This window comes from Pelodictyon luteolum DSM 273 (genome assembly GCF_000012485.1).
Lineage (GTDB): Bacteria > Bacteroidota > Chlorobiia > Chlorobiales > Chlorobiaceae > Chlorobium > Chlorobium luteolum.
On the sequence record NC_007512.1, the window covers coordinates 2,032,501 to 2,055,830 of the forward strand.

General features: G+C 52.6%; 24 protein-coding genes and 1 pseudogene (1 of these 25 running past the window's edge). 7 read left to right on the plus strand and 18 right to left on the minus strand.

Annotated features, from left to right (window positions below; translation table 11 throughout):
* The 3 genes from ltrA to PLUT_RS12200 form a co-directional block, all read left to right on the plus strand.
* Positions 1-240: the end of a group II intron reverse transcriptase/maturase gene (gene ltrA / locus PLUT_RS09410; protein WP_011357404.1), read on the plus strand. It extends 1,248 nt beyond the left edge of the window; 240 of the gene's 1,488 nt are visible here — the last part of the coding sequence; its start codon lies off the left edge, out of view; its stop codon occupies positions 238-240.
* Between the two features lie 117 nt (positions 241-357).
* Positions 358-1,098 carry an IS3 family transposase gene (locus PLUT_RS12195; protein ID WP_081423696.1) on the plus strand — a complete coding sequence of 247 codons (741 nt, stop codon included), beginning with the start codon at positions 358-360 and terminating at the stop codon, positions 1,096-1,098.
* A gap of 422 nt (positions 1,099-1,520) precedes the next feature.
* Positions 1,521-1,664: a hypothetical protein gene (locus PLUT_RS12200; RefSeq protein WP_420825874.1), complete on the plus strand. Its 144-nt coding sequence runs from the start codon at positions 1,521-1,523 to the stop codon at positions 1,662-1,664.
* A 111-nt stretch (positions 1,665-1,775) separates the two neighbouring features.
* On the opposite strand, the gene PLUT_RS09420 is transcribed toward PLUT_RS12200, so the two are convergent.
* The 8 genes from PLUT_RS09420 to PLUT_RS09450 form a co-directional block, all read right to left on the minus strand.
* The gene (locus PLUT_RS09420) at positions 1,776-3,698 is read right to left on the minus strand and encodes a hypothetical protein (protein WP_041463908.1); all 1,923 of its coding nucleotides are present in this window, start codon (positions 3,696-3,698) and stop codon (positions 1,776-1,778) included.
* A complete protein-coding gene (locus tag PLUT_RS09425) occupies positions 3,679-5,562 on the minus strand; it encodes an ATP-binding protein (protein WP_011358548.1) in 1,884 nt (627 codons plus the stop codon). The genes PLUT_RS09420 and PLUT_RS09425 overlap by 20 nt, the downstream gene beginning before the upstream one ends.
* A 200-nt stretch (positions 5,563-5,762) precedes the next feature.
* Positions 5,763-7,214: an ImmA/IrrE family metallo-endopeptidase gene (locus PLUT_RS09430; RefSeq protein WP_049752390.1), complete on the minus strand. Its 1,452-nt coding sequence runs from the start codon at positions 7,212-7,214 to the stop codon at positions 5,763-5,765.
* Entirely contained in the window at positions 7,193-7,633 is a 441-nt protein-coding gene (locus PLUT_RS11580) for a hypothetical protein (RefSeq protein WP_203415225.1), read from the minus strand. The genes PLUT_RS09430 and PLUT_RS11580 overlap by 22 nt, the downstream gene beginning before the upstream one ends.
* A gap of 144 nt (positions 7,634-7,777) precedes the next feature.
* A complete protein-coding gene (locus PLUT_RS09435; protein ID WP_041463909.1) occupies positions 7,778-8,710 on the minus strand; it encodes a hypothetical protein in 933 nt (310 codons plus the stop codon).
* A gap of 191 nt (positions 8,711-8,901) precedes the next feature.
* On the minus strand, positions 8,902-9,492 hold the full coding sequence (locus PLUT_RS09440) for a hypothetical protein (RefSeq protein WP_041463910.1): 591 nt from the start codon (positions 9,490-9,492) through the stop codon (positions 8,902-8,904).
* 111 nt (positions 9,493-9,603) lie between these two features.
* Positions 9,604-9,933, minus strand: coding sequence for a hypothetical protein (locus tag PLUT_RS09445; protein WP_011358552.1), 330 nt, complete (start codon positions 9,931-9,933; stop codon positions 9,604-9,606).
* A gap of 32 nt (positions 9,934-9,965) precedes the next feature.
* Positions 9,966-10,457 (minus strand): hypothetical protein, encoded by a 492-nt coding sequence (locus tag PLUT_RS09450; protein ID WP_011358553.1) that lies wholly within the window; start codon positions 10,455-10,457, stop codon positions 9,966-9,968.
* Between the two features lie 404 nt (positions 10,458-10,861).
* Here PLUT_RS09450 and istA point away from each other — a divergent pair, with 404 nt between their 5' ends.
* Positions 10,862-12,421 (plus strand): IS21 family transposase, encoded by a 1,560-nt coding sequence (gene istA, locus PLUT_RS09455; RefSeq protein ID WP_238974586.1) that lies wholly within the window; start codon positions 10,862-10,864, stop codon positions 12,419-12,421.
* 18 nt (positions 12,422-12,439) lie between these two features.
* On the plus strand, positions 12,440-13,180 hold the full coding sequence (gene istB / locus PLUT_RS09460) for an IS21-like element helper ATPase IstB (protein ID WP_011358555.1): 741 nt from the start codon (positions 12,440-12,442) through the stop codon (positions 13,178-13,180).
* Between the two features lie 66 nt (positions 13,181-13,246).
* Here the strand turns inward: istB and PLUT_RS11785 are convergent, their stop codons facing one another.
* The 5 genes from PLUT_RS11785 to PLUT_RS09480 form a co-directional block, all read right to left on the minus strand.
* On the minus strand, positions 13,247-13,414 hold the full coding sequence (locus PLUT_RS11785; protein WP_157858179.1) for a hypothetical protein: 168 nt from the start codon (positions 13,412-13,414) through the stop codon (positions 13,247-13,249).
* 987 nt (positions 13,415-14,401) lie between these two features.
* The gene (locus tag PLUT_RS09465; protein ID WP_011358557.1) at positions 14,402-14,737 is read right to left on the minus strand and encodes a DUF2335 domain-containing protein; all 336 of its coding nucleotides are present in this window, start codon (positions 14,735-14,737) and stop codon (positions 14,402-14,404) included.
* Positions 14,738-14,821: 84 nt separating this feature from the next.
* The gene (locus PLUT_RS09470) at positions 14,822-15,046 is read right to left on the minus strand and encodes a hypothetical protein (RefSeq protein ID WP_126343198.1); all 225 of its coding nucleotides are present in this window, start codon (positions 15,044-15,046) and stop codon (positions 14,822-14,824) included.
* Positions 15,047-15,188: 142 nt separating this feature from the next.
* Positions 15,189-15,497 carry a hypothetical protein gene (locus PLUT_RS09475; protein WP_157858180.1) on the minus strand — a complete coding sequence of 103 codons (309 nt, stop codon included), beginning with the start codon at positions 15,495-15,497 and terminating at the stop codon, positions 15,189-15,191.
* Between the two features lie 111 nt (positions 15,498-15,608).
* A complete protein-coding gene (locus PLUT_RS09480; protein WP_011358559.1) occupies positions 15,609-16,469 on the minus strand; it encodes an ImmA/IrrE family metallo-endopeptidase in 861 nt (286 codons plus the stop codon).
* Between the two features lie 222 nt (positions 16,470-16,691).
* Between PLUT_RS09480 and PLUT_RS09485 the strand changes: the two genes are divergently transcribed.
* Both PLUT_RS09485 and PLUT_RS09490 read left to right on the plus strand, forming a co-directional pair.
* Positions 16,692-17,039 carry a type II toxin-antitoxin system RelE/ParE family toxin gene (locus tag PLUT_RS09485; RefSeq protein WP_011358560.1) on the plus strand — a complete coding sequence of 116 codons (348 nt, stop codon included), beginning with the start codon at positions 16,692-16,694 and terminating at the stop codon, positions 17,037-17,039.
* Between the two features lie 83 nt (positions 17,040-17,122).
* Positions 17,123-17,389, plus strand: coding sequence for a transcriptional regulator (locus PLUT_RS09490; RefSeq protein ID WP_223266982.1), 267 nt, complete (start codon positions 17,123-17,125; stop codon positions 17,387-17,389).
* Between the two features lie 235 nt (positions 17,390-17,624).
* On the opposite strand, the pseudogene PLUT_RS09495 reads toward PLUT_RS09490, so the two are convergent.
* From PLUT_RS09495 to PLUT_RS09515, 5 genes and pseudogenes are all read right to left on the minus strand, one after another.
* A pseudogene (locus tag PLUT_RS09495) lies at positions 17,625-18,873 on the minus strand (type II toxin-antitoxin system HipA family toxin).
* Positions 18,866-19,201, minus strand: coding sequence for a helix-turn-helix domain-containing protein (locus tag PLUT_RS09500; RefSeq protein WP_011358562.1), 336 nt, complete (start codon positions 19,199-19,201; stop codon positions 18,866-18,868). The pseudogene PLUT_RS09495 and the gene PLUT_RS09500 overlap by 8 nt, the downstream one beginning before the upstream one ends.
* A 1,178-nt stretch (positions 19,202-20,379) precedes the next feature.
* Positions 20,380-20,649: a hypothetical protein gene (locus PLUT_RS09505; protein WP_157858181.1), complete on the minus strand. Its 270-nt coding sequence runs from the start codon at positions 20,647-20,649 to the stop codon at positions 20,380-20,382.
* Between the two features lie 55 nt (positions 20,650-20,704).
* On the minus strand, positions 20,705-22,759 hold the full coding sequence (locus PLUT_RS09510; RefSeq protein WP_011358564.1) for a polysaccharide biosynthesis protein: 2,055 nt from the start codon (positions 22,757-22,759) through the stop codon (positions 20,705-20,707).
* On the minus strand, positions 22,756-23,322 hold the full coding sequence (locus PLUT_RS09515) for a lipid carrier--UDP-N-acetylgalactosaminyltransferase (protein WP_041464204.1): 567 nt from the start codon (positions 23,320-23,322) through the stop codon (positions 22,756-22,758). The genes PLUT_RS09510 and PLUT_RS09515 overlap by 4 nt, the downstream gene beginning before the upstream one ends.
* Positions 23,323-23,330 lie beyond the last annotated feature (8 nt).

A 23,330-nucleotide genomic window follows, 5' to 3' on the forward strand; every position in this document is an offset into this window, starting at 1 on the left:
TACTTTCATGCCAGAGGAGGCAGGAAATGGGTGTTCGTCGCCGAAGAGGCGGACCGAAAGAAAGAACGACGGCTCTTTCTGGAAGCCAGCATGCCAATCCAGCGACACGTCAAAATCAGAACGAAGGCAAACCCGCACGATCCAGTGTGGAGGGAGTACTTCAGCGCCCGTAGAACACAGATGTGGAAAGCGACACCATTGAGTTGCCGGGTGCCTTACGGCGCCTTATTCGAGGCTTGAGCCGTGTGCGGTGAAAGTCGCACGCACGGTTCTTAGGGGACGGTGGCGCAGTAATGCGCCGCTGTTACCCGATCACGGCGACCTAAAAGCTCCAGAACAGAAGAGAACGCGAGAATCATGACCGCTATCAAGGATATCCATAAAGAGAGCCACGAGACCTATGGGAGCCCCAGGATAGCGCTGGATTTGGGGAAGCGAGGCATCAAATGCAGCCGGCCCCGGGTAGCCCGACTGATGCGGGAAATGGGCATCCGGGCAAGGTGCGCCCGAAAGTTCAAGGTGACGACGGACTCGAACCATAAGGAGCCCATAGCACCGAATTTCCTGGATCAGGACTTCTATCCGGATATGCCGTTTGAAGTCTGGACGAGCGATCTGACCTACTTGTGGACCGATAGCGGCTGGCAGTACCTCACAGTGGTCATGGAGCTCTTCAATCGGGAGATCATTGGGTATTCACTCAGCAGAAGCATGTCGACCGAAACCACCGTCATTCCTGCATTTGAGATGGCTGTACTGCATCGGCAGCCACCGGAAGGAGTCCTCTTCCATTCTGATCGTGGCGTGCAGTATGCCAGCAAATCATTCAGAAAAAAACTCTCCGAGTACCGGATGATTCAAAGCATGAGCGGCAAGGGAAACTGTTACGATAATGCGGCAACAGAGTCGTTCTTCAAGACCCTGAAGTCCGAATGGATTTACGGCAGAAGGATCCGTAGCAAGGAAGAGCTACAGAAGCTCCTGTTTGAGTATATCCACGTCTTTTATAACCGGAAACGGATGCATTCGACCTTGGGATATCTCTCTCCAGCAGAATACTTACGTAATTATTACCAATCGAGGTCTTTGGATTCTTAAAGTGTTCATTTTTCCCTTGCAACTCCAACATCACCAGAATGCCGGCAGCCTCCATCCTGGCCATAAGCTGCCGCAGCGCATCGGTCCATGTCGATAGGGCCGCCCTCTCCTCCATCGAAAGCGATAGCTCCTCCCGGATCTTACGGGCCACATCCACAGGACGGTCGGCCACCGAAACACTTCCGACAAAAGGCAGGGGCTGCATGCCCTGCATCTGGGCATACTCGCGAAACCACTCCTGGCGCTGCTCACACAGGAAGATCGTACCCAGCAACTCGGTGCTCGGGTCACGAAGATCGATGTCACGGAAGGTACGGTAATCAGGAACCGGTAAGGGCAGGGCGGGAGGCTCGGGCAGGAAAAAGTAGCCGAAGGAGGTGTGCGTCAAACGGGCGAACTCTTCCAGCTGCCTGAGCGTAGGCATGGCCTCCCCGCTCAGCCACAGCGACCATTTCGGGAACCGCGCTTCAAGCTCGGCATCAGTCAGCCGGACCCGCTCTGCAGCCCAGCGCAGCACCGAAACCGTTGCTGGAACACCCGTCATGCGTTCACTATTGATTGATTAGAGCCTATAACCGTCAAGGAGTGCATCATACTGTCTGGAAGCAATATAGGCAAACGATTGGATCACAGCATGGTCAGTATGACATAGCACGAACCTCGGACCTCAGCCCCAATCACTCGCCAATAAAATCAATCTTCTTCTCACGCTCAATCTTCACCCGCAGCTCACGGATATCCTGCTCAACCAATTGCTTATGAGGGAGCAGTTCGACTGAATTCATCAAAGGCTTCAGCGACTCAAAAAAACTCAGCCGCCGATGAAGGACAGGCACCATGCTGCCACTCCATGACCAAGTGTGGGGCTCCAAAGAGAGGCGCCTGAACACTTCAACGTCCTTGTTCCGCAGAAGAAATCGCCGGACAAATTCGATTCTTCTTTCCGGCTGGAAATGCGCGATGACACGAAACAGGCCTATCATGACCTCCACATTACCGCTGCGTTCATCAATCACTTTCAACAGGAAATCATCCTGTCGTTCCCGGGCCTCCCCTTTCGACTCCCCATCTTTGATCCCGTGAAGAAAAAAGGCCCTGAGAGTAAGATCAAGGAGGGCAACATGGTTTTGCTCTGAACGAATTGCATCCGCCAATACCCTGTCCATCATCCACTGATAATCAGGACGCAACCAGATGAAGGAATAATCCCTGTGGTCACCAGAATTGCTCATCCTCAAGCGCTCCGCATGCTCATGCATCCACGCGAGATACTCGGAAATAAATTCCGGATCAAGCGTTAGGAGCAGGTTGAATACCTCACCCTTCTGGTCATGATGGTCCCGCATCCCATCAACTAAAAAGTACGCCAATTTGAGAACATCAAGATCATCAGCAAACAACTCGGGAAGCCGCTTGACCACAGCCGTAAAGGGATTGAACAACATCTCCAGAATATAAGCGTAGCGCAAATCGAGATTCACCTTCTCAACAACAATGCCCACCACTTTAGCAACGACCCGCTCATCGAGAAAACAATACTCAAGCAGATAATCGAACCCATGAGGCAACTCTGATAGCTCCGCGGCGCCATATAGCTCACAGAGTTGCCGTAGCACCGCCTCATCAAGGTCATCAGGCTTTATCCCCTCATAAGCCCAAAACAACCAGCGCTTTTTGGCAGGATACTCCGGATCTTGAAACAACCGAATCACCTTCTTGTACCCCTGCACATCCAGAAGCTTCATCACCAAAGCTCGACCATCCAATTGCAAAGGATCGCCCAACCGGAGATAGCGCCCCAACACATCGCCATAAAGAGCAGTGTCCCGACCCGCCAAAACCAGCAAAGCATTCACGACTTCTTGACGCAGCAAAAAGTCGCTATGACCATCCGCAAGTGCATCCCTGATTTCACAGCAGCGTTCGAAGAAGACCTCATAATCATCTGCGGAGTATGCATCGGTATATGATTCCAGTCTATTCCTCTTGTGCTCTTCGAACGCGTCTAACGACTCGTCTGAAGCCATCCGATCTCCCCAAGTCAGCATGAGAACTTCCGCAAGCGCAAATGTCTCATTGCGGAACCTGCCGCGAAGCCGATTGTGAGCATCGCCGCCATGCGTTTCCAGAAAATCGAGATACTCATGCATCAGGGTGCAGTCCGAATAGCTGGACGGATTAAGGACAGACTCCAGAAAAGGCCGAACATGCAAAGCATCACCACGAACGACTTCTTTATTCGGCGGCCGAACAGAGTCAACGCAGTATTGGCGGATCGTATCCAAGACAGACGATTGCAGACCCTCCTCTTCATAGAGAGAAAAAAGCCTCGTCCAGATTGCCTCTCGCAAGATCGAGAGTTCAGGAGTGGCAGGAAGGCTGAAGTTCGTGAAGTGGAAAGTTCGATCATCCTTCATCCCGGTATTCTCGAAGTGCATGCCGAGAAAGTGAGCGGCGACAGCCATAAAAACCCTGGCAAAGATGGGCTCCCCACCTTCTGCGAATCGCCACAGTTCATCCATAACGGTACGCTGAATCTCAAAGCCTCGCCGGTATGACTCCGGCCGGAACCCATAGCCTTCAACGAGCACTTTCAGCACGGAAGGCACTTTCAGCAGGGCGCTTTTCCAGATAACGCAACAGGAGCTGAAGCGCCATCTTCACATTCTCTTCACGCTCAAAAGCCAGCGACCGCAAGACACTCAATATCGAGGGAGCAGGCAATGCGCCCGACTCTTTGGCGAAACAGATACTGGTCAGATCTACGGACTCGACCGTCAACGCGCCAATACGGTCACCAATCCACAGTAACGTCTCGGTCGGGCGAACAAACCAGAACAGGTCAATCAGCTGAAAAAGCTCCTCCTCACTACCCCTTGATTCCAGTTCAGCCCAAAGGTGCGCAACATGCGGCCGCATCCGTTCTATAATCCGATCACTATCAAACGCGCTCAAAACAGGATTGATGGAATCAACGATACGGTCCCGCATTCGGGAAAAGAAGTGACTGAGGAGCGCACCGAAGTCAAGGGCCCCATCCTGGAAAAATGCCCGATAGAAGAGATAGGTCCCGAGCACCTGATCAGACACCCGCACAACCTCATCATCATACATATCAAGGATCTCCATCTCATGCAACCGGTCGGCAGCCTCCCAGAAACCTGCCAACGTAATGCCGAACGCCTTTTCGATGGCGAGCATCACGTCCTCGTTCGTACGATCCACCGCCTTGAAAAAAGAAACCATAGCGGCAACCCTCAGGAGATCGGCACTTACAGGATCGACACAAATATCTTTCAGATCCTCCCGAATTGAGGAAAAGTAGCTATCGTACAGGCTCGACACATCGTGCAGAGAGTCCAAAGGCGCGTCTTTGGACACCGCTGCCGCCATGACGGCCAATCGCGGATTACCTTGGGCGACCGCTGCTATGCGCTCTAAATAGTGGAAGTTGACAATCCCATACTCATCCTTGATTAGGGTTTTTATCTCCTCATCGGTGAACGCCCCCAACTCCAACTCAGAACACATGTCCAAAGGTCGCGCAGCCTCCCGGACCGCTGAAAGCGCATAATCCCTGACCGTTGCCAGCACCTTGAAGCGCCGGTCATCACGCTGTTCGTGAAGAAGAAGGTCCACCAGGTACTCAAACCGGCTCACCCTATTGGCATCGTCAACCAATATGAGGAAATAGCCGGGCCTGATGAATCGTACCCGGAGATCCTCCCAAAGATCTCTGCCCCGCCTAACAACACAGTACACCTGATACTCGGGATATGCCTTTCTGAACCGCTCGCATGCCTCAAGAGCCAGCCTCGACTTTCCGACTCCTGGCCGCCCGGAAAGAACGGTGAGCTCATTGTTTTCCAGCGCATCGAGGACCTGAGGAAGCTCCTGCTCACGGAAATGGAAATCCAGATCGAGCCGTGTCGCAAGCTTCCCGCTGTTATAGTAGGCAACGAACTGATCGGGCGAAACGATCTGCCCCGTATCAATAGCAACCCCGAGAAAATCACGGGCAAGCCCGGGATACTTGCTGTAGCAATCAAATGCGATCGCATCGATACCGAACAGGTCAAGTTCAACATTCTGCACCCTGCATAACTCAGTCACCTCATGGACCTCTCCGGCATCAAGTGTTCCCGCGAAACAATAGACCAAACGACTGATTCGATCAACAGGAACCCCGGTCTTTCGCTCATCAAAGCACTTGGCCAGATCATCCTTTATCTTCGCCAGCAGCCCTGCTTGCTGTGTGGTATACTCTGCAAAAACATACGACCCATCTGGCAAGACCATAAGAGTATCCGGAGTACCCGCCCTGACCTTATTGGCAGCAACGACCGAACCGATCGAATTGATATGCCCATACCCCTTTTCCATGAGATAGGCATCAGCCAGCTTCTGGAAATCGCCGCCGCTCAGTTCACTGAGAGCTCGCTGTATTTGATTTACCTTTGACATCAACAAGAAGATTCTAGCATCAGGCCTAAAGCTATTGGATCAGCAGTAAACACACACCAAACACAAGTAGAGGACGCAGTTTTCACTACAAACACTACAAAAAAAACGCCGCCACTGGAAGGCAGGTTCAAACAAGGCACTGCATCAGGGTGACGTTAAACGAATTGCCATCTGCGGGGAAACCGAGCCGGCCGAAAAGCCTAAGACTCTTTGCGTATCCCAAAATCATGAACAATGCGGGCAATCTCATCCTGATCGGATTTAGGTATACTCAGCAAATCCGGCGAGTTCTGGATCTGCCATGCGGCAACCTCGCGACTCACCCGGAAGCGATCAGAAACAACCCCGATCGTTTCCCTCACCGAACTGCCGGTTTTCAACACCTCGATAGCTGCAGCCTGAGGGAGAAGAAACTCAGCAGCAAAAGCCCTTGCCCTTTTCTCAAGGATACTGGGCGTCATGCCACCAAGCACCTCCGCCATTGGCAAGCCTCCCTCACGATCCACCAGCAAATGGCAGATTTCATGGGCAAGAGTTGCCCTCCGGCCGAACCCATGAGCATTACGGCAGGTTGTTGAGGTATTCAATACGACTACGGGGCCATGCATCTCGCCCCAGGCTGCCACAGCATCCAGCGTATCGGCTTCAGTCGGAAGCTCGATCTCACGGATCTCGACATTCCAGCCATGCAGGAACGTTTCCGGATCGACCGGTGCATGCCTCACAATCCCCAACGCCTCACGCAACCAGGTAGCCAATCGATAGCCCTGCTCATACGGCGGCAAATCCGGTTCGGCAACCAAGGCCTCCTTCACCTTCATTGAGAGTGCATCCAGCACTGCCGTGTCATGAACGGATGCATTCCGAACCGTCTGGATCAAGGTCGCCTGAACGGCACTGGAATAGACCACTGAAGTCATTCTAGCCACGGCAAGCAGTTCGGAATCATAGCGATCCTTTGCCTCCCAATACGCCACAGGATCCTGCCCGCCCTCCAGCTCCGCCCGGGCTTCAACATCCAGGCCGCTATTGATTGCGATCTTCTTTTCCTCCAGGACCAACTCCCGCTCCCGCCATTTCCGGACTATGGGCTCACACTGTCCTGCGCCCCCTTCATCGACGATACCGACAAGAAGGTCACCGACCTTGGTCAAGGTATCGAGCAACTCGACAGCAGGAAGCAAGATCGTCCGTTTCAGCAAAGGAACCGACACAAAATAGTCCCTGCCGCTGCGCATGATCACGACAGAAGGGAAAAACGCGCCCTTGATCCCCATGGCCAGATCATGGCGAAGAGAAAACGAATAGACCTTGATCTGCTCATCATCAACCAATGTTTCAGGAAGATCCTGCCAGCGACGCTCGGCCTCCTGCACAAACATTCCGGGATAGAGCGGATTGACCGGGATAGGATAGCGCTGCTCAAGGACCAGCCATGGCCATGACTCTGCCAGAAACTCCAGCAGATCGAACCAGGACCAGGCAAACGGCACGTCCTCCCCGTTATCCTCATCAGCCCAGACCACCTCATCGCCAAGAAACAGCATAGCCTCTCCCCATGCCTGCTGCCGGCACTTGGGATTTGATCGGTCAAATCGAAACTCAAAACGCAGCCCATCCGGGGAGCCGATTATGTATGTTTCTTCACCCATTTCCTGTATTTCGCTTGTGTTCCTTCAGCTATTGCCTGCTGTTCCAACTGTTTCAGAATGGATTTCGGCAAGGGTGGACGACCTTGCAGCTGCCGCCATGGATAGGCATGATACGACTCACCTGGCCTTGTCGGAACAGCCTCATAGATAACCCCACGATATACTGCATACAGCCTCTCCGGCCACTCATGAGAGCCGGTGTTCAACGCAATGGCGCGACTTAATACCGCTGCAGCCTCAGGAGCTGTAACATCGGAAGGACACTTGCCAGTTGCACCCTTGCCTTTATGGCCAGGGACGAAGCCGGCAAAAGAATTGTGCCAATGATGCTTCCACCGATGCTCACCTTTCTCGTATATCCACGTCATATGAAGCCACACTTCATGCTGTTCGCTGTTGGAACAAGTTAACAAAAACATGATTCTTCCCCCAACCGCTCCAATGCCTATGAAACAACCCGGGAAAAAACGCGCTCAGGACCGCACTACTGCGCCACAGCCTCCGGATAGAACGGCTTCAAGCAATTTCTCGGAAAGAGGCTTCATCCCCCTTGTATCCTTTTCTCAGCTTGCATCGAGAGCAGCTTCATAATCCCGAATAATGCGACGAAGGATGTCCAGCCAATTCCTTCCAATCCCCTGCAATGACCCAACATTGGCCAAGACTGCAGCAGAGAAGAATTCCCATCTCAACGCAACGGCATACACGTAGCGCCAAGACAATGTGTCACGCAACAGCTCAGCCAGGTCATCCGGTGTGGGCGACACCACAAAAACCGGGAGAGGATTGGACTTCAAAAGCGACACAACATATCTGAACGAATGAATATCGTCAAATCCACCACTGCGCTGGCCGAAAGAGTACCCGAGGATAACCACCGCGCGCGCATATTTGAACAGCACGCCGGCCTTCGAGTATACGTTCTGCTGCGTGATCGTCGCAGGCTCAACCTGGGGCAGAAGTTTCGGGGTTATATGAGGAAAGCGAACACCATAAACAACCGTTGCCTCAAGTAGATCACTGAATCGCGCTTTTTCAACGAGAGCTGAATCGACCCGTCCGTGCATTTCGAATACATCGTGGCGATGCCCACAGTATTTTGAGGCCAGGCCATCCAAGTTGAAATTGCAAAACGTGGCGGGTGCCCCCACAACATCGAAAACAGCATACTGTGACGGAATTATGCCATCGATTGAAAGGGAAAGAGTATGCTGAACCAAGAAATCCAAAGCGCTGGGAGGCATGTGCATCAATAACAGCTTACGAAGATCGGGTTCATTTTTTGAAATATCTCCAAACAGGCGCTCGAACAATTGACCATGCGCGGCAGGTGTTGATTGATAAACGCCTACCGAGTGAAATGCGGACTCAATGTTACGCCGAAGGTCTTGAGTAACCGGAATCAACCCATAGGAGGCACCGGCACCAAGGATATAGAATGTCCGCGTCTGGGACATCGCCCAAAGCAACCCGCGCAATGACCTTAACTGGTTCATCAAAAAAAGCGGTCAACCGAACTGAGCAGCAAGATGCCTATCGGTATTCATAAACAGGCCATCGCCACAGTATGTGAGAGCCAATCAATCAACTCATCAGACCCGGCAGCGGCCTCATCGGCAACCTTGTCAATCCCAGACCCCCGCCCCCTCTAGAACGAGAATTCAAAACACATTATGAACCTGAACATTTAGTGACCAAGTGGCGTTCGAAGCACAAGAAACTGAAGCAGAATAATTCCGAGATAGACTGCTGCTGCAAGACCAAGCGCCATTAGTACAGTAGCGGCTCTTCGAACAGTGCTACTGATAACAGGTTGCGGATACATGTTGATGTTTTGGGCCATGCATTGAACACTCCGAACGGTTACCAAGTTGGGCAAATCTTCGTTTACAGTGAGAACTTCAACACCGAGGGCTTCGCCTGGGGCGAGGCTATCAAAAATAAGGACATAACGACGGTCTGGTTCTATGTGCTCTTCATAGTGACGGATAGGCCAGAGATTGATGCACATAGGTTTCCAGTTAAACACAAGCTCAAGTTTCGTCGCCGAATCGCGCCCTGCATTGCGAATGATGAATGAGTTTGTTCTTACGGTTTGCGCAGGTGAAACCTGCTTCCCTTCGGAATTTATTAATGGCTGTTGAACAAGGAAGGTAAACTGATGTGGCTGCGCGACTTGAAGTTTTGCCTTTGCCTTGAAGAACACGTTAAATACCCAGGTAAAGATCGGCACGAGTAAGGCAACAAGTTCTTTTCCATAGGTCTCAAGAACACTCATCAAATGACCTCCAAAAAGATGGGGATATACGCACCAATCCTCATAGTTGAGGGAATTTTTTTATGGCTTATATCCATAAATTGCAATGGAGGTAACGGTATGCCAGAGTGACTATGGAATAGTTTCCACATACAGCACTCCTTCATACCCCTTGGCCGTTTCCCAGTTATTAAGCAATGCATCGTAAACACTTCTCATAAACGATTCATCACGAGCTGCATTCTCACCAACATAATCATTCCCTTTCTGAAATGTCACCATCCTCATCTTCATATCAGGACACGCCCTCTTAAACCCAATTGGAGAAAGGTCATCAGGCACTTTATCTAACCTAACCTCACCCTGCAAATCAACCCATAAAATATGATGTCCAGCATTATCATTACACACTGCAAATAGCTCTTGAAGCTCTGCTAGGGAAGAAAAAACGTTTAGATTCATTTGTTATCAATCCATTTCATTCTTAGTAAGAACTATGACCCAGGGATCTCCCAATTGTCAAGGCGGGACAGAGGAACCAAAAACTTCTGCTGACGATCCTTAATAACTCGAAGCTGCCCCCCATCCGGCTTCCTGACCGTAAGACTTTGCTGATCGGCCGAATAGTCGATGACTGCAGATAATTGTTCGGGATCAAGCAAGCAAACCTGCATATCTCCGTCTGCCGGAGACTTCCTGCCACAAACCATTGCGACCCAAACAGGTAGTTCAGAATTGTCCGGGTTCATTTGGCGAAGTTGGTTGGCACTGAACACAAAACTCCATGAAACACCACCATTGCCACGAGATACAGAACGGCGCACTTTGCTGAATGTCACCAATAGATTCACGGCATCATTCAACGTGTAGGTCGACCAGTTCTCTCCAGGCTGGGTTTCAACCAGGCGGAGGGCCACCGGCTTATCCGAACGGAGAATCTTGGCAAGAACCGCACCATGGTATAATTCAAACTCCCTGACACTCATTGCTGCATTACCCCTCAGAGCGAAGGGCCCGATCAATTTCAATAAGTTTTGCGCTATTGCTTTTCAACTGAAGATAGAGCTCGTCCAGCAATGACTGTGCCTCATCGGCAATTCCTTGACGCGCCGCCTGTGTTTTCGTGCCCACAAGCTTTTTGAGACGGTTTGTAATCGTTCGCTTTTTTCCAAGGAAGCTGTAGTGACCACACCGGAGAATACTGTACCACCTCTACCGGAATAAACTGTACCACTGATTCCGCGATATACTGTACCACCCGTACCGCGATATAGTGTACCGGGCGTACCGCTAAATAGTGTACCACCCTTCAGGAGGGGTTTGCAATAAAATCAACCGTATCTTCGGGGTAAAAACCCCAGATGCGATAATGGCAAACAAACCCCTGACCATGCTACAAATCCGACGTATTCTCAAACTCTTCATGGAAGAGTGCTCCATTCGTGAGCTTCACCGTCAGACCGGTATTCACCGGGTCACCCTGAAAAACTATCTGCATCGTTTCAGGGCGAGCGGCAAAAGCTTTGTCGAGCTCGCTGACCTGTCCGACCATGATCTCGCACAGATGGTCCATCCATCAAGAAACACCAAAGCTCCCGATGAGCGGTTCGAGGATCTGGAAGGCCGACTCAAGGGGTATGCAAAAGAACTCGCCAACAAGAGGAACAAGTATCTCACCAAGCAGGTCCTCTGGGAGGAGTATCTCAAGGAGTGCCCCAACGGCTACCACTACTCCCAGTTCTGTCATTACCTCGAACAGCATCTCCAGCGCAATGACCTTACGATGGTGGTGCCGTATCATGAACCGGGCAACCGGCTGCAGATTGATTTTGCCGGTGAGCCGCTCTGGATCGTCACACCTCGAACCAGCGAGCGTATCGCCTGTCCGGTCATTGTCTGTACGCTGCCCTGCAGCAGCTTCTTTTATGCCGAGCCGCTGGCCTCGGCCCGCCAGGAGCATCTGATACCTGCGCTCAACCGGGCGTTGGTGTATCTCGGCGGAGTGCCCCGCAACGTCCTGAGCGACAACATGGCACAATCGGTGACGAAAGCCTCACGCTACGAGCCGCACTTCAATGAACTGATGGAACACTGGGCCCTGCACTATGGGACGAACCTGCAGGCCACCAGGATCGTCAAACCCAAAGACAAGCCCTCGGTCGAGAAGTCGGTCCATATCGCCTACCAGCAGATCTATGCGCGGCTGCGCAATGAAACCTTCACCAGCCTCAATGCACTGAAGCACCGGGTCAATGAGCTGCTTGAACAGGTCAATGACCGCATCATGCCGGATTATAGTGAAAGCCGTCGGCAGCGATTTCACGACATGGAGCAGGCTGTTCTGCAACCGTTGCCATCCACACACTTCGCCTACAAACGCGAAACCAAGGCCAAGGTCAAGAGGAACTACCATGTCATCCTTGGAGAGGATCGGTGCCAGTACTCCGTGCCGCACAAATATGTCGGCGAAATGACCAAGCTGGTGTATGACGAAAGCGTCGTTGAGGTCTATTTCAAGTTCGAGCGCATCGCCATCCATCAGCGGATCCTTGGCCACCGCGGCCGATACAGCCCGCCGGTGGAGCAGCACATGCCGGAATCCCATCGCCGGTACACCGAACAGAAAGGATGGACTGAAGAGGACTTCATTGAAAAAGCGGCACGGGTCGGGACCTCTACCGAAGCCGTTGTCCTGCGTCTTTTAACCTCAAAACCCTATGTCGAACAGAGCTTCGACTCCTGCCTGGGAGTCCTGAGCCTCCAACGGAAATATGGTGCACCTCGCCTTGAAGCTGCCTGTGGAGTTGCCCTGCAACTTCCCGGTGCCAGCTACCGGCTGGTACGCAACATCCTTGAAAACAACCGGGATCAACGAAGCGACCCAGCAGAGCCTCATGCTCCAATGCTGCCGCTTCATGACAATATCCGCGGCAAGGAACTCTACCGTTAACCCTCAGACTCAACCAGCATGAACACCCAGATAACTCTTGACCAGCTTCGCTCCATGAAGCTCAACGGCATGGCCGACACTTACGAAGCCCTGCTCTCGCTTCCCGTCCATGAACAGCCGGAAGCAGACATGCTGCTGGCCAAACTCATCGATGCGGAATACCACTACCGGAAGGAACAGCTCAGCAAGCGATACCTTCAGCAAAGCCGGATCCGGTATCCGGCCATACTCGAACAGGTGCAATGTTCTGCCGCCAGAAACCTGAAACGTGAACAGCTCATCAGCCTTGCGGACTGCCGCTTCATCGACCGCGGTGAGAACATCCTGATTACAGGCCCCACCGGCTGCGGAAAAAGCTACCTCGCCTGCGCCCTTGGGCGCCAGGCCTGCACGCTCGGACACCGGGTACTGTACTTCAACATGACCCGGTTCCTTGAGCAGATAGCACAGACAAAGCTCGACGGAACCTTCGTGAAGTTCCTCAACAAAATCGAGCGGACCGACCTCATGATCCTCGATGACTTCGGGCTGCAGCCGCTTGATGGTACCACACGAATCGCCCTGCTGCAAATCCTTGAGGATCGCTATGGGAAGCTCGCCGTAATCATCACCTCACAGCTTCCCGTGGCCCAGTGGCATGACGTAATCGGCGAGCCGACCATCGCCGACGGCATCATGGATCGACTGCTCGGAAACGCTCATAGACTTGAAATTACCGGCGAGTCGATGCGAAGAAGAAAATTGGAAAAAAACCTGTAAGTTTAACCTGCAAATCCATCCTGAAAAGGCCGGTACATTTTCTGGCGGAATGGGTGGTACACAATATCACGGAATGCCCGGTACACTTTCGCCGGTACGGTCACTGTAGTCGGCCACCTGCCAATAAATCTCCCAATAGCCATACTGGGGATACTTCTTTTCCAAATCAGCGATTGTCTTTCCCCGGAAAAGAAGCTCATTCATTTCCTGCAACTCAGATTTGTTGATTGCCATAGGATGCCTCCTTTTCTGATAACAGTTGAATACACTGACGATATTGGCGACACACAGAAAGTTCTTCGGCCCACACCAAACACAATAGAAGCGCCTGTCACTTTCCTTTCCGCCCTTTCTCCCTTTGCGACAGCGTACTTCCGGCAGCAGTTTTCGACACCTTACTCGTCCTCCCGTCACGAAGAGTCTTTGAGGCTGCCGTTGCAGCTCCGGCTGATGTGGTTTTCGAAGGAGCTTGCCGTTGCGACAATGCACTCCCTGAAGAAGATTTGGTGGTACTACCAGTGGAACCGCTCTGCAGTGTTTTCGATGCGGCCGTTCCGGCTTTTTTCCCCGTCACTTTTTTCATGTGCGTCAATTCCTGATAATATGAATCCCCAAAAACACATAACTCCCAGCTCAATCATACATCATTTTTATTTCACAAGCAAAAAAACAGCGCCCGCATCACACAGGCGCCCATCATACACACAACCATCAGCCCTTGTCTCCACACGGTGGCGAAACCTGACCAAACCCGCACCAGCACAGGGTTTCATTTTTCGCCATATCCCTACCAAAACCACCATTTTCGAGGGCCCCCAAGCTGTCGGTTCCACCCCAGCCCCCCTCGACTGCCATGAAGCCACAGCAGAAACCCTCAGGAATCCCACCTAAGCCACCATTGCGCTCCGGGCTCCTTCGCCTTCCCTGATCTGCCGCCGGCGAACCCGCTTCTTCTCAACATCCTTCGGATGCCAACCTGGGGATTCCTACTTTCCAAAATATGAGGAATCTTAATTTCCGATTTCAGACCCGCTCTGCAGCCCAGCGAAGTACCGAAACCGTTGCAGGAACACCCGTCATGCGTTCACCATTGATTTTCAGTCACTCGCAAATGAGGTTAATGTGGCGAAGTCAGGAAAATTCGGTCGATAGTGCAGCAGCAAATGAAAAAGGCCTCGCACAACAGCAAAGCCTCTCACAGGATCAAGCGGGCAGCCAGCATCACTCAGAGGCTTCCGGCTCGGCCTCTCCGGAACTCCGGACGAACACCTTGCCTGCGATAAAGACCGCGGCAAGCCCGATCAAATCGAGGCCACCGATAATGGATGCCGTTACTTCGTGGCCGCTGAAAGCGAGCCCTGCAGCAATGACAAGGGCCAGCGAACAGATGAAGAGGGCATAATGCTGGCCCCGGGTGGCCTGCCGCATCTGCTCTCTGGCAAGAAGGGATTCCGTGTCGATTCTATGCTCGAGCTGCTTTTCGGCCATGCGCAGAATCCGCTCGGCACTGCCCGGTACTACATCATCATATCCGGCAAGAACGGAGGGGTGCGGCAACGGACCCGCAAACTCCTGACGGATAAGGCTTACCTGGCCCGAATCCTGAGGTTGCCATCGGCCGAACCGCTCTCCTCGTGTATGTTATCTGGAAGGTCGCGAGGCATTCTTTCGTGTTGCTTTAGGAGCCGGGCTACTCTTTACGGCCACGGTCGCCTTGCGGATTTCATTGCCGACAATCCCCCAGTCACTGCGAAGCGCCCTGATATCATCCGAGGCATCGCCGATCTTGACAGGGCGAGTGGATGCACCGGCAAGATTAAAGACGCTGCCGGCTCCGGAGAGGGTATACTTGTGCTTCATCATCATTTTCATTGCGTGGTCCAATTCGCCTTTTTTCGAGAGCGACACAATAGTAAACTTAACACATCCTGACGACTATTTGAACAAAAAACGGCACAATTGCTGCCTTCCGTACCCACCACAGCATATACGGCAAGGCTCTCGGCTATTATGGATTAAGATCGGCGACATAACCATCCCCTACCACCCGCTTCACCTCCTCATACCATTTCCGGAACCATTCCTGGTGGTGCAAGAGGCTTATCCGCTGAGCATCGAACAGTTCAATCCAGTATTTGGCCTTCTCCTTATCCCCCGATAACTGCAAGTGCAGATACGCAACCGCAACCGCGAACTGCTCACGACCCGGAAATGGCCACCCATCCCTCATGACCACATCCATACGCACCAAGTACTTGATCGCAGTCTGCCAAATCTTTTCCCGTCTGGCAGGATGCAAGGCCTCTGCATAACCCATATACTCATCACAATACCCGATCAGGACATTAATCTCTGCCCCTCTGTTCTTTCGCTCCGACCATAATTCATTACAGCCTATAACCGTCAATGAGCTGCCGACCAAAAAAGCCTACGACTCTTTGCGTATAAACAAATCACGGACAATCCGGGCGATCTCATCCTGATCGGATTTAGGCATGCTCAGCAAATCCGGCAAGTTCTGGATCTGCCATGCAGCAACCTCGCGACTCACCCGGAAGCGATCAGAAACGACCCCGATCGTTTCCCTCACCGAACTGCCGGCTTTCAACACCTCGATAGCTGCAGCCTGAGGGAGAAGAAACTCGGCAGCAAAAGCCCTTGCCCTTTTCTCAAGGATACTGGGCGTCATGCCGCCAAGCACCTCCGCCATTGGCAAGCCTCCCTCACGATCCACCAGCAAATGGCAGATTTCATGGGCAAGAGTTGCCCTCCGGCCGAACCCATGAGCATTACGGGAGGTTGTTGAGGTATTCAATACGACTACGGGGCCATGCATCTCGCCCCAGGCTGCCACGGCATCCAGCGTATCGGCTTCAGTCGGAAGCTCGATCTCACGGATCTCGACATTCCAGCCATGCAGCAACGTTTCCGGATCGACCGGTGCATGCCGCACAACCCCCAACGCCTCACGCAACCAGGTAGCCAATCGATAGCCTTGCTCATACGGCGGCAAATCCGGTTCGGAAACCAAGGCCTCCTTCACCTTCATTGAGAGCGCATCCAGCACTGCCGTGTCATGAACGGATGCATTCCGAACCGTCTGGATCAAGGTCGCCTGAACGGCACTGGAATAGACCACTGAAGTCATTCTAGCCACGGCAAGCAGTTCGGAATCATAGCGGCCCTCCGCCTCCCAATACGCCAGAGGATCCTGCCCGCCCTCCAGCTCCGCCCGGGCTTCAACATCCAGGCCGCTATTGATTGCGATCTTCTTTTCCTCCAGGACCAACTCCCGCTCCCGCCATTTCCGGACAATGGGCTCACACTATCCTGCGCCCCCTTCATCGACGATACCGACAAAAAGGTCACCGACCTTGGTCAAGGTATCGAGCAACTCGACAGCAGGAAGCAAGATCGTCCGTTTAGGCAAGGGTTGGTCAGCGTCCCATTTCTCAACGATATGCGTCCCCTTTTTGTTTTGATAACAGTAACATAAGTGTTACTATGATCCATGGATAAGCGGGTAGAAGTTATCGAAGCCCTTGATGTTTATGGCAATAGCCCATATCAAGAGTGGTTTGACTCACTCGATGCAGTAACTGCTGCACGAGTGGTGGTCTATGTAGAGCGAGTAATTCAGGGCAATCATTCCAATGTAGCTCCGATAGGTGCCGGGTTATCTGAGATAAAGATGGACTTCGGCCCCGGGCATCGGGTTTACTTTGGCACGCGAGGCAAAAACCTGATGATTCTTTTAGGCGGAAGTGGTAAAAATGGGCAGAGTAAGGCGATCGCCAGTGCCAAGCGGTTATGGAAAGAGTACATGGCGACTGCAAAGGTGTCGCGTAAATCCAAATAATGGAGAAGATAATGGCTTTAACGAAATCATATAGGGACACTCTAAAGGCTCGGGTCGAACGAGACCCCGAGTTTCGAGCCGCATTGTTTGAAGAAGCAATGTCTGCATTCCTGAATGGCGAAACCGGAGTCGGCAAAGCTCTGCTGAAGGATCTGGTCCATTCAACCATTGGATTTGAAGGGTTAGCACTTGAACTCAAAAAGTCCAGCAAGAGCCTTCACCGAATGCTTGCGCCGTCTGGTAATCCTACGATTGGCAATTTCTTTCAAATGATTGGTGCAATCAAGCGTACAGGTGATCTGGATTTGACCATGAAATCTTCGCCACATCACCGAGATAAGGTTCACTGATCTGTCGGTTTTTTATACCCTCACCACAGTCCTTTTTCGGAACGCGGCATTGTTAGTTATAAATGCTCGTGAATTCAGGTTACTCACGCCGCTCACCAACGTCCCGACCCCCTCGCAGTCCGGCGCTGCATCTTCCGCTGTCATTCTGAGTCCGGCGTCGCCGGGCGAAGCATCCATCCCCTTGACCGGGTAGCCCTGGATTCTCTCACCTGCACAGCTCAGCAACGCATTTCATTTATAAGCGTAATGCATGGTACAGGTCATCATGCTCAAAAGCGCTCTCCATGCGCCTGAATTCGGCTGGCCGGGCACAAACAGCTTTTGCAACATCACGCCAGGTCTTTGTAGCATGAGCCACTTCGGAAATCATACGATCTGCCGCCGCCATCTGCAATCCGAAGAGAGGAGCAACCTCCCGGACCAGCTCGATTGAGCAGGTTCCATCCTCATAGTTGATCGCGGTTGTCAGAACTCTTGGTTTCAGCTCCTGAGGCGTCGGGTTGAGATCGTACACCGGAGACAACCTCCAGCCATGCCTGCCCAACATCAGAAAACCGTGGTTGCGCAGATGATCATCAACATTTGAGATCAACACATTGAAAACCATGCGCCGAAACAACTCGGCACGATCCTCCTTGGCCTGCACACCGGCTTGCCCGAGCGCATCAACGATATCCAGATAGCTTCCCCCCCTGGCCATCCAACGATCCGGTCATAGACATTGCAGACATGAATGGAACACGTCCTTCCTGATTTCGATCAAAACGGCGGGAAAGAAGGACTGCCTTATCCGCAACCATTACCAAATCATGCTCAGGTGTTCGTATCCCGGCTTTTTCAGCGAGTCTCAGAGCAATCTCTTCCCAGGATTCGATGCTGTATTCATCGTTCTCCTTTGGAAACTTGGCTATCGCAAGATGACCATACTGATCAATCACCGAAGCCTTCGGGCGAGCGCCTCCAAGTGAAGAGCCCGGAGCAAAAATCATCCGCAGATCTTCATCGCTCTCTTCATCACGAAAAATCCGCTCGCTCACACCCAACAATTTCCCAAGATCAACGAGCCTGGGCACCCCACTCTCTTTCGGTGACTGGAAAACCTCCTCTCCGGTGTACTTGAAGCGAAGGGCGCCCTGCCGAGTCTCATCTGCAACTCCCAGCAGATAGTCCGTTTCAAACAATGTACGCGGTGTCCGCCGCTCTTTTTCAGCACAGCGACGCTCAGCACGACGCATAAGACGCCGTCCCCATTGATCGGGAGCCGAATCACCCAATGTTCCGAACATCTCCTGCCCGGGCAGTGGAACAAAAACACCTCGTCCCACCTTGAGTGAGGCGTCAATTGAGAAATGATCGACCGCCTCAATCCATCCATTATCATACTGAAATGAAACCGTCTCACGCCCACGTCCGCTTTGAGGGAAAAGACGGCCGATCAATCGGCATGTTCCTTGCCAATCCAGAAACACTTCGATATCAGGCATTGCCGTCTCCATGTTTCTGGCCAGTAATGCGGGCCCGCTTCGGCAACCCAGCCGACACAAGTTGTTGCCCCACGCTATCGAGTGCGGGATCTGCAAGCCTGGGAAGATCATCCAGCAGCCCAAGAGCCTGAAGCACCGCTGCATAAATACCGATACTCACTGAAGGATCGCCCTTCTCAAGACGCGAGAGGGTTGGCCTGGAGGTCGCAGCGCGCTCTGCAACAACACTCATAGGGAGCTTGCGGCGCACCCGCGCTTCGTGAATATTGGCTCCTAACTTGCGCAGCACTTTTCGAACTGCAGGCGATGGAAAATGAGGTGTAGGCATTGGTAATGTTCATGTATCCCAAAAACCATTTAATGTAATACGATGATTACATATCACCAAAAAACCACAGAAATTCCTGGCATGTCCCCACCTGTCATCCTCACCCCGGAGCAGCCGTGCGAAGAATCCATCCCCTGGATGCTTCACTCCGCTCAGCATGACAGAAATGTACATCACCGCCGCCCCACCGTGTCATTCTGAGTCCCATGTTTCCTGTAAGTCCGACAGGCGGCTGGCAAGTACGGCCAAATCATAACCGAATTGACCAAGCCTCAGCGGCAAATCCTCAAGGCTCTCGATAATCCGATACTGACTCTGGGCAGAACGCGGCATTGTTATAACCTGAAAATCGGATAATACGTCCACGATATCAGAAGGTCCGCATAAGGCCTAATGAATTTCTTGCATTACAACAAAATAGGCCGGAAGCTCTAGTTTCAAGGTGACCGATTAAGGGGCTATACGCAATGAGCAAGTTATCGCCTTAAACCGCTGTCCGAAAACCGGGGGCCACTATAGACCAACAGCGCATACCACCCCCTCCGCGCACACAATAACTGGAAACAACAACAGGAAACAATCACCCCAAACCCTGAAAAAACCAACCGGCAGCCGACCGTAAAAATCGAGTGTACGGTTTGTAAGCTTTTCAGGGGAGCACACACGCCACCAACAAAAGCACACAACAACTCCATCAAGTATACTCATTTTTTCCAATACAGACAAAAAAACAACGCCCACTTCACAGGGCGCCCTACCAACCACACACACCAACCCCGGTCTCCACACGGTGGCAAAACCTAACCAAACCCACACCAGAAACGAATTTCACTTTTTAGGCGAGTTGGCTCGAATAGCGCCGTTTTCAAGAAAACCCCAGCGGGTCAGCGACCAATCGACCACTTCAACCCCCCAACATCCACAATGCTTGCAAAAGACCCCACCAGACAATCCCGTCCAACCCAAACTCTTGTATCTGCCGCTCTCAATGTCTTCCCACTACCAACCTCTCAGCACATCCACCGCCGAACTGCAGTTGGTATGAGGGGGTTGTCATCTCGCTGACCAGTACCCGCTCATACGCTTGGCCACACACACGCACAGAGGGGAGTTCATCCCCCCTGCAATTCATTCACCACCCCAACACCGCCCGCCATTCAAGCGAGCAACAGCTCTCTTCAGCTCTGCAGCACCTGGTTGATCTTCTCCTGTAGAGCAACATCCACATTCGCATACTCCACCCGTTCATACCCCGATGAGCGTATCTTCTCGAGATTACCCTCAATCCATCCCAGCAGCTCCTCGGTAGATCCTCCTACCAACGCCATATCACGGCTGAGGAGTATCTGGTTGCCAACCATCAACTCCATAGTCCCCCAGTCTCGCGGCCTGGGCATCTCATCGATTGAGATAGAGAGCGTTCTGGAATCGCGCTTCGGTTGTATCAAGTTCTTTACTGATGCCATCAGTCCCATTTTCACCCTCCATATAGTGAGTTATCCATCACGATACCCGTCCATTGACTGCTACTGACCGATCCATAGCCATATGAACCCAGTCCACAACCTCCCCGCTTGGCCGGTAATCCGCCACTACCTCCTCAAGCATCCCCCGAACCACCGGCACATCGTTCTCACTCATAGCACGACGCAACAGAGTGAGCTTCTCTTCCAGCTCCGCCCATGGCAGGAACTGCTCATGAGCCTTCATGATGCGCGGATGCTCCGTAGGCTTGGGGTTTTCCCCTATCAACAACTCTTCATAGAGTTTTTCACCCGGCCGTAGACCAATAACTGTAATCTCAATATCCCCATCGGAACGAGCCTCATCTTTAAGGGTCAACCCCGACAGCTCCACCATACGACGGGCCAAGTCAATGATCTTGACCGGCTGGCCCATGTCCAACACAAACACATCCCCCCCTGTCCCCATGGTACCAGCCTGAATAACCAGCTGCGCAGCCTCAGGGATGGTCATGAAATACCGGGTGATATCAGCATGGGTCAAGGTTATCGGCCCACCGTTCTTAATCTGCTCACGGAACAACGGCACCACAGAGCCGCTGGAACCGAGCACATTGCCGAACCGGACCATTGAGAAGCAAGTACATGCCCCCTCAGCCGCTCCCCTTTCAGATACTTCTACCCGGTTCCGTTCACTGAGAGCCTGCAATACCATTTCCGCCAGGCGCTTGGTTGCGCCCATGATGTTGGTTGGCCGCACCGCCTTGTCCGTACTGATCAACACAAAATCACGCACCCCATGACGCAGGGCGGCTTCAGCGCACACCCTTGTTCCCCACACATTGTTGCGCACCCCTTCAACCGGATTATGCTCCACCAGTGGCACATGCTTGTATGCTGCTGCATGGTATACCGTATGCGGCTTCCATGTCTCCATGATCTCATGCATCCGCACCGCATCACACACCGAAGCAAGCAGCGGCACAATCTCCACATGCGCCTGCTGCATTACTCCCGAAAGATCCCCCATATCACCATCACCCTCAACACCCCGAAGGACACCAAGTCGCTCTCCCTTCAACAATGCCAGCAGTTCCTGATGAATCTGGTACAGCGCAAACTCACTCATTTCCACCAACAGCAGCTGCCGGGGGTTGGTTTTGAGGATCTGGCGGCATAGCTCGCTACCGATGCTCCCCCCGGCTCCGGTCACGAGCACCGTTTTGTTGTGGATGTTCAGGTTGAGCAACTGCCCATTGGGGGCAACAGGTTCACGCCCCAACAGGTCGTCAAGGTCCAGCTCGCGCACATCGCTCATACTGACCTTACCGTTGACGATATCGCTCAAGGCTGGCAAGGTGCGCACCGCCACCTTATAGGGCTTAAGGATATCCAGAATGGCATTGCGCCGCTCACGCGACACCGACGGTAGCGCAAGCAATACATCCGACACCTCTGCCTCTGCCACTATTTCAGCAAGATCAAGAGGGTTGTAGATAGGCAGACCGTTCTGCACATGACCATGCAGACGCTCGTCATCATCAAGAAACCCTACCACACGAACCTCAGGGCTGCTCGCCATGGCGGAAGCCAGCTGCTGGCCTGCACTGCCTGCTCCGTATATCAGCATCTTCCGCAAATCCACATTCCCAAGCTGGCGGAGATACAAGCCACCAAGCCACACCCGGGCGACAGCACGCGATGCCCCCACAAACACAAACAGCAGCAGCGGCTGTATCAACCCGATGGTTCTGGGAACACCATGCACTCCATAAAAAGTAAACACACCAGCAAACATCACCATATAGAGCAATAGCGCACGCGCCACAGCTACCATTGCCGGCAACCCGCTGTAACGGAAAATAGCACGATACAGCCCCGAACGAATAAAGAGAGGCAACGCCACCACCACCGACACCACAACAGGCCAGAGCACCGGTCCGGAAAGCGGCACAAACACGCCCAGGCGCAAATAAAACGCAAGCCAGACCGTCAGCACGCAAAGGAAAGCATCAATGGCCAGCACAAGCCAGCGCTTCACAAAACGAGGCAATGCCAACGCAGGCACGGCAAAGAAACCGAACACACGCTTCATGGCGTCCCCGTTGGTTTCACCCGGTCCCCACGACCTTTACCGAGCACCGTGACCAGAATGTACCGGAAATACTCGCGCACTGTGATCTTGCTGATCATGAGTGCATCTGTCTCGGCCAACAGTTGAGGGGTAGACATATCGATGTCATTGATCTGCGCCAAACCTGTAATCCCTGGTCTTACAGCAAACACGCCACGAGCAACTCGCTCAGCGATCAACTCATCCTGATTGAACAGACAGGGACGGGGGCCAACCAGGCTCATATCGCCCTTGAGAACATTCCAGAGCTGGGGCAATTCATCGAGTTTGCTCTTGCGAAGAATATGCCCCAAAGGTGTCACGGCTGCAGCATTGACGAGATGGCTTGCGACTGATGCTGTGCCGATATTCATGGTGCGAAACTTAATCAGCTTAAACGGCCGTTGCTCACGGCCAACCCGTTCATGACAGAAAAAGGGTGACCCTGTATCGAAGAATCCCACAAGCGACACCAAGAGAATCAGTGGCGACAACACCAGTAATCCTCCAAGCGAAAACACTATATCAAGTACCCGAATCACGATTCCCCTCA

Bases quoted from the DNA above. Each gene is read 5' to 3' on its own strand.
- PLUT_RS09445 (WP_011358552.1), bottom strand. From the start codon at position 9,933: ATGAATCTAAACGTTTTTTCTTCCCTAGCAGAGCTTCAAGAGCTATTT.
- istB (WP_011358555.1), top strand. From the start codon at position 12,440: ATGAACACCCAGATAACTCTTGACCAGCTTCGCTCCATGAAGCTCAAC.
- PLUT_RS09485 (WP_011358560.1), top strand. From the start codon at position 16,692: ATGGATAAGCGGGTAGAAGTTATCGAAGCCCTTGATGTTTATGGCAAT.
- PLUT_RS09425 (WP_011358548.1), bottom strand. From the start codon at position 5,562: ATGTCAAAGGTAAATCAAATACAGCGAGCTCTCAGTGAACTGAGCGGC.
- PLUT_RS09510 (WP_011358564.1), bottom strand. From the start codon at position 22,759: ATGAAGCGTGTGTTCGGTTTCTTTGCCGTGCCTGCGTTGGCATTGCCT.
- PLUT_RS09440 (WP_041463910.1), bottom strand. From the start codon at position 9,492: ATGAGTGTTCTTGAGACCTATGGAAAAGAACTTGTTGCCTTACTCGTG.
- PLUT_RS09450 (WP_011358553.1), bottom strand. From the start codon at position 10,457: ATGAGTGTCAGGGAGTTTGAATTATACCATGGTGCGGTTCTTGCCAAG.
- PLUT_RS12200 (WP_420825874.1), top strand. From the start codon at position 1,521: ATGGCCTCCCCGCTCAGCCACAGCGACCATTTCGGGAACCGCGCTTCA.
- PLUT_RS09470 (WP_126343198.1), bottom strand. From the start codon at position 15,046: ATGATGATGAAGCACAAGTATACCCTCTCCGGAGCCGGCAGCGTCTTT.
- PLUT_RS09500 (WP_011358562.1), bottom strand. From the start codon at position 19,201: ATGCCTACACCTCATTTTCCATCGCCTGCAGTTCGAAAAGTGCTGCGC.
- PLUT_RS09475 (WP_157858180.1), bottom strand. From the start codon at position 15,497: ATGGGTTATGCAGAGGCCTTGCATCCTGCCAGACGGGAAAAGATTTGG.
- PLUT_RS09430 (WP_049752390.1), bottom strand. From the start codon at position 7,214: ATGGGTGAAGAAACATACATAATCGGCTCCCCGGATGGGCTGCGTTTT.
- PLUT_RS11580 (WP_203415225.1), bottom strand. From the start codon at position 7,633: ATGTTTTTGTTAACTTGTTCCAACAGCGAACAGCATGAAGTGTGGCTT.
- PLUT_RS09435 (WP_041463909.1), bottom strand. From the start codon at position 8,710: ATGAACCAGTTAAGGTCATTGCGCGGGTTGCTTTGGGCGATGTCCCAG.
- PLUT_RS11785 (WP_157858179.1), bottom strand. From the start codon at position 13,414: ATGGCAATCAACAAATCTGAGTTGCAGGAAATGAATGAGCTTCTTTTC.
- istA (WP_238974586.1), top strand. From the start codon at position 10,862: ATGCTACAAATCCGACGTATTCTCAAACTCTTCATGGAAGAGTGCTCC.
- PLUT_RS12195 (WP_081423696.1), top strand. From the start codon at position 358: ATGACCGCTATCAAGGATATCCATAAAGAGAGCCACGAGACCTATGGG.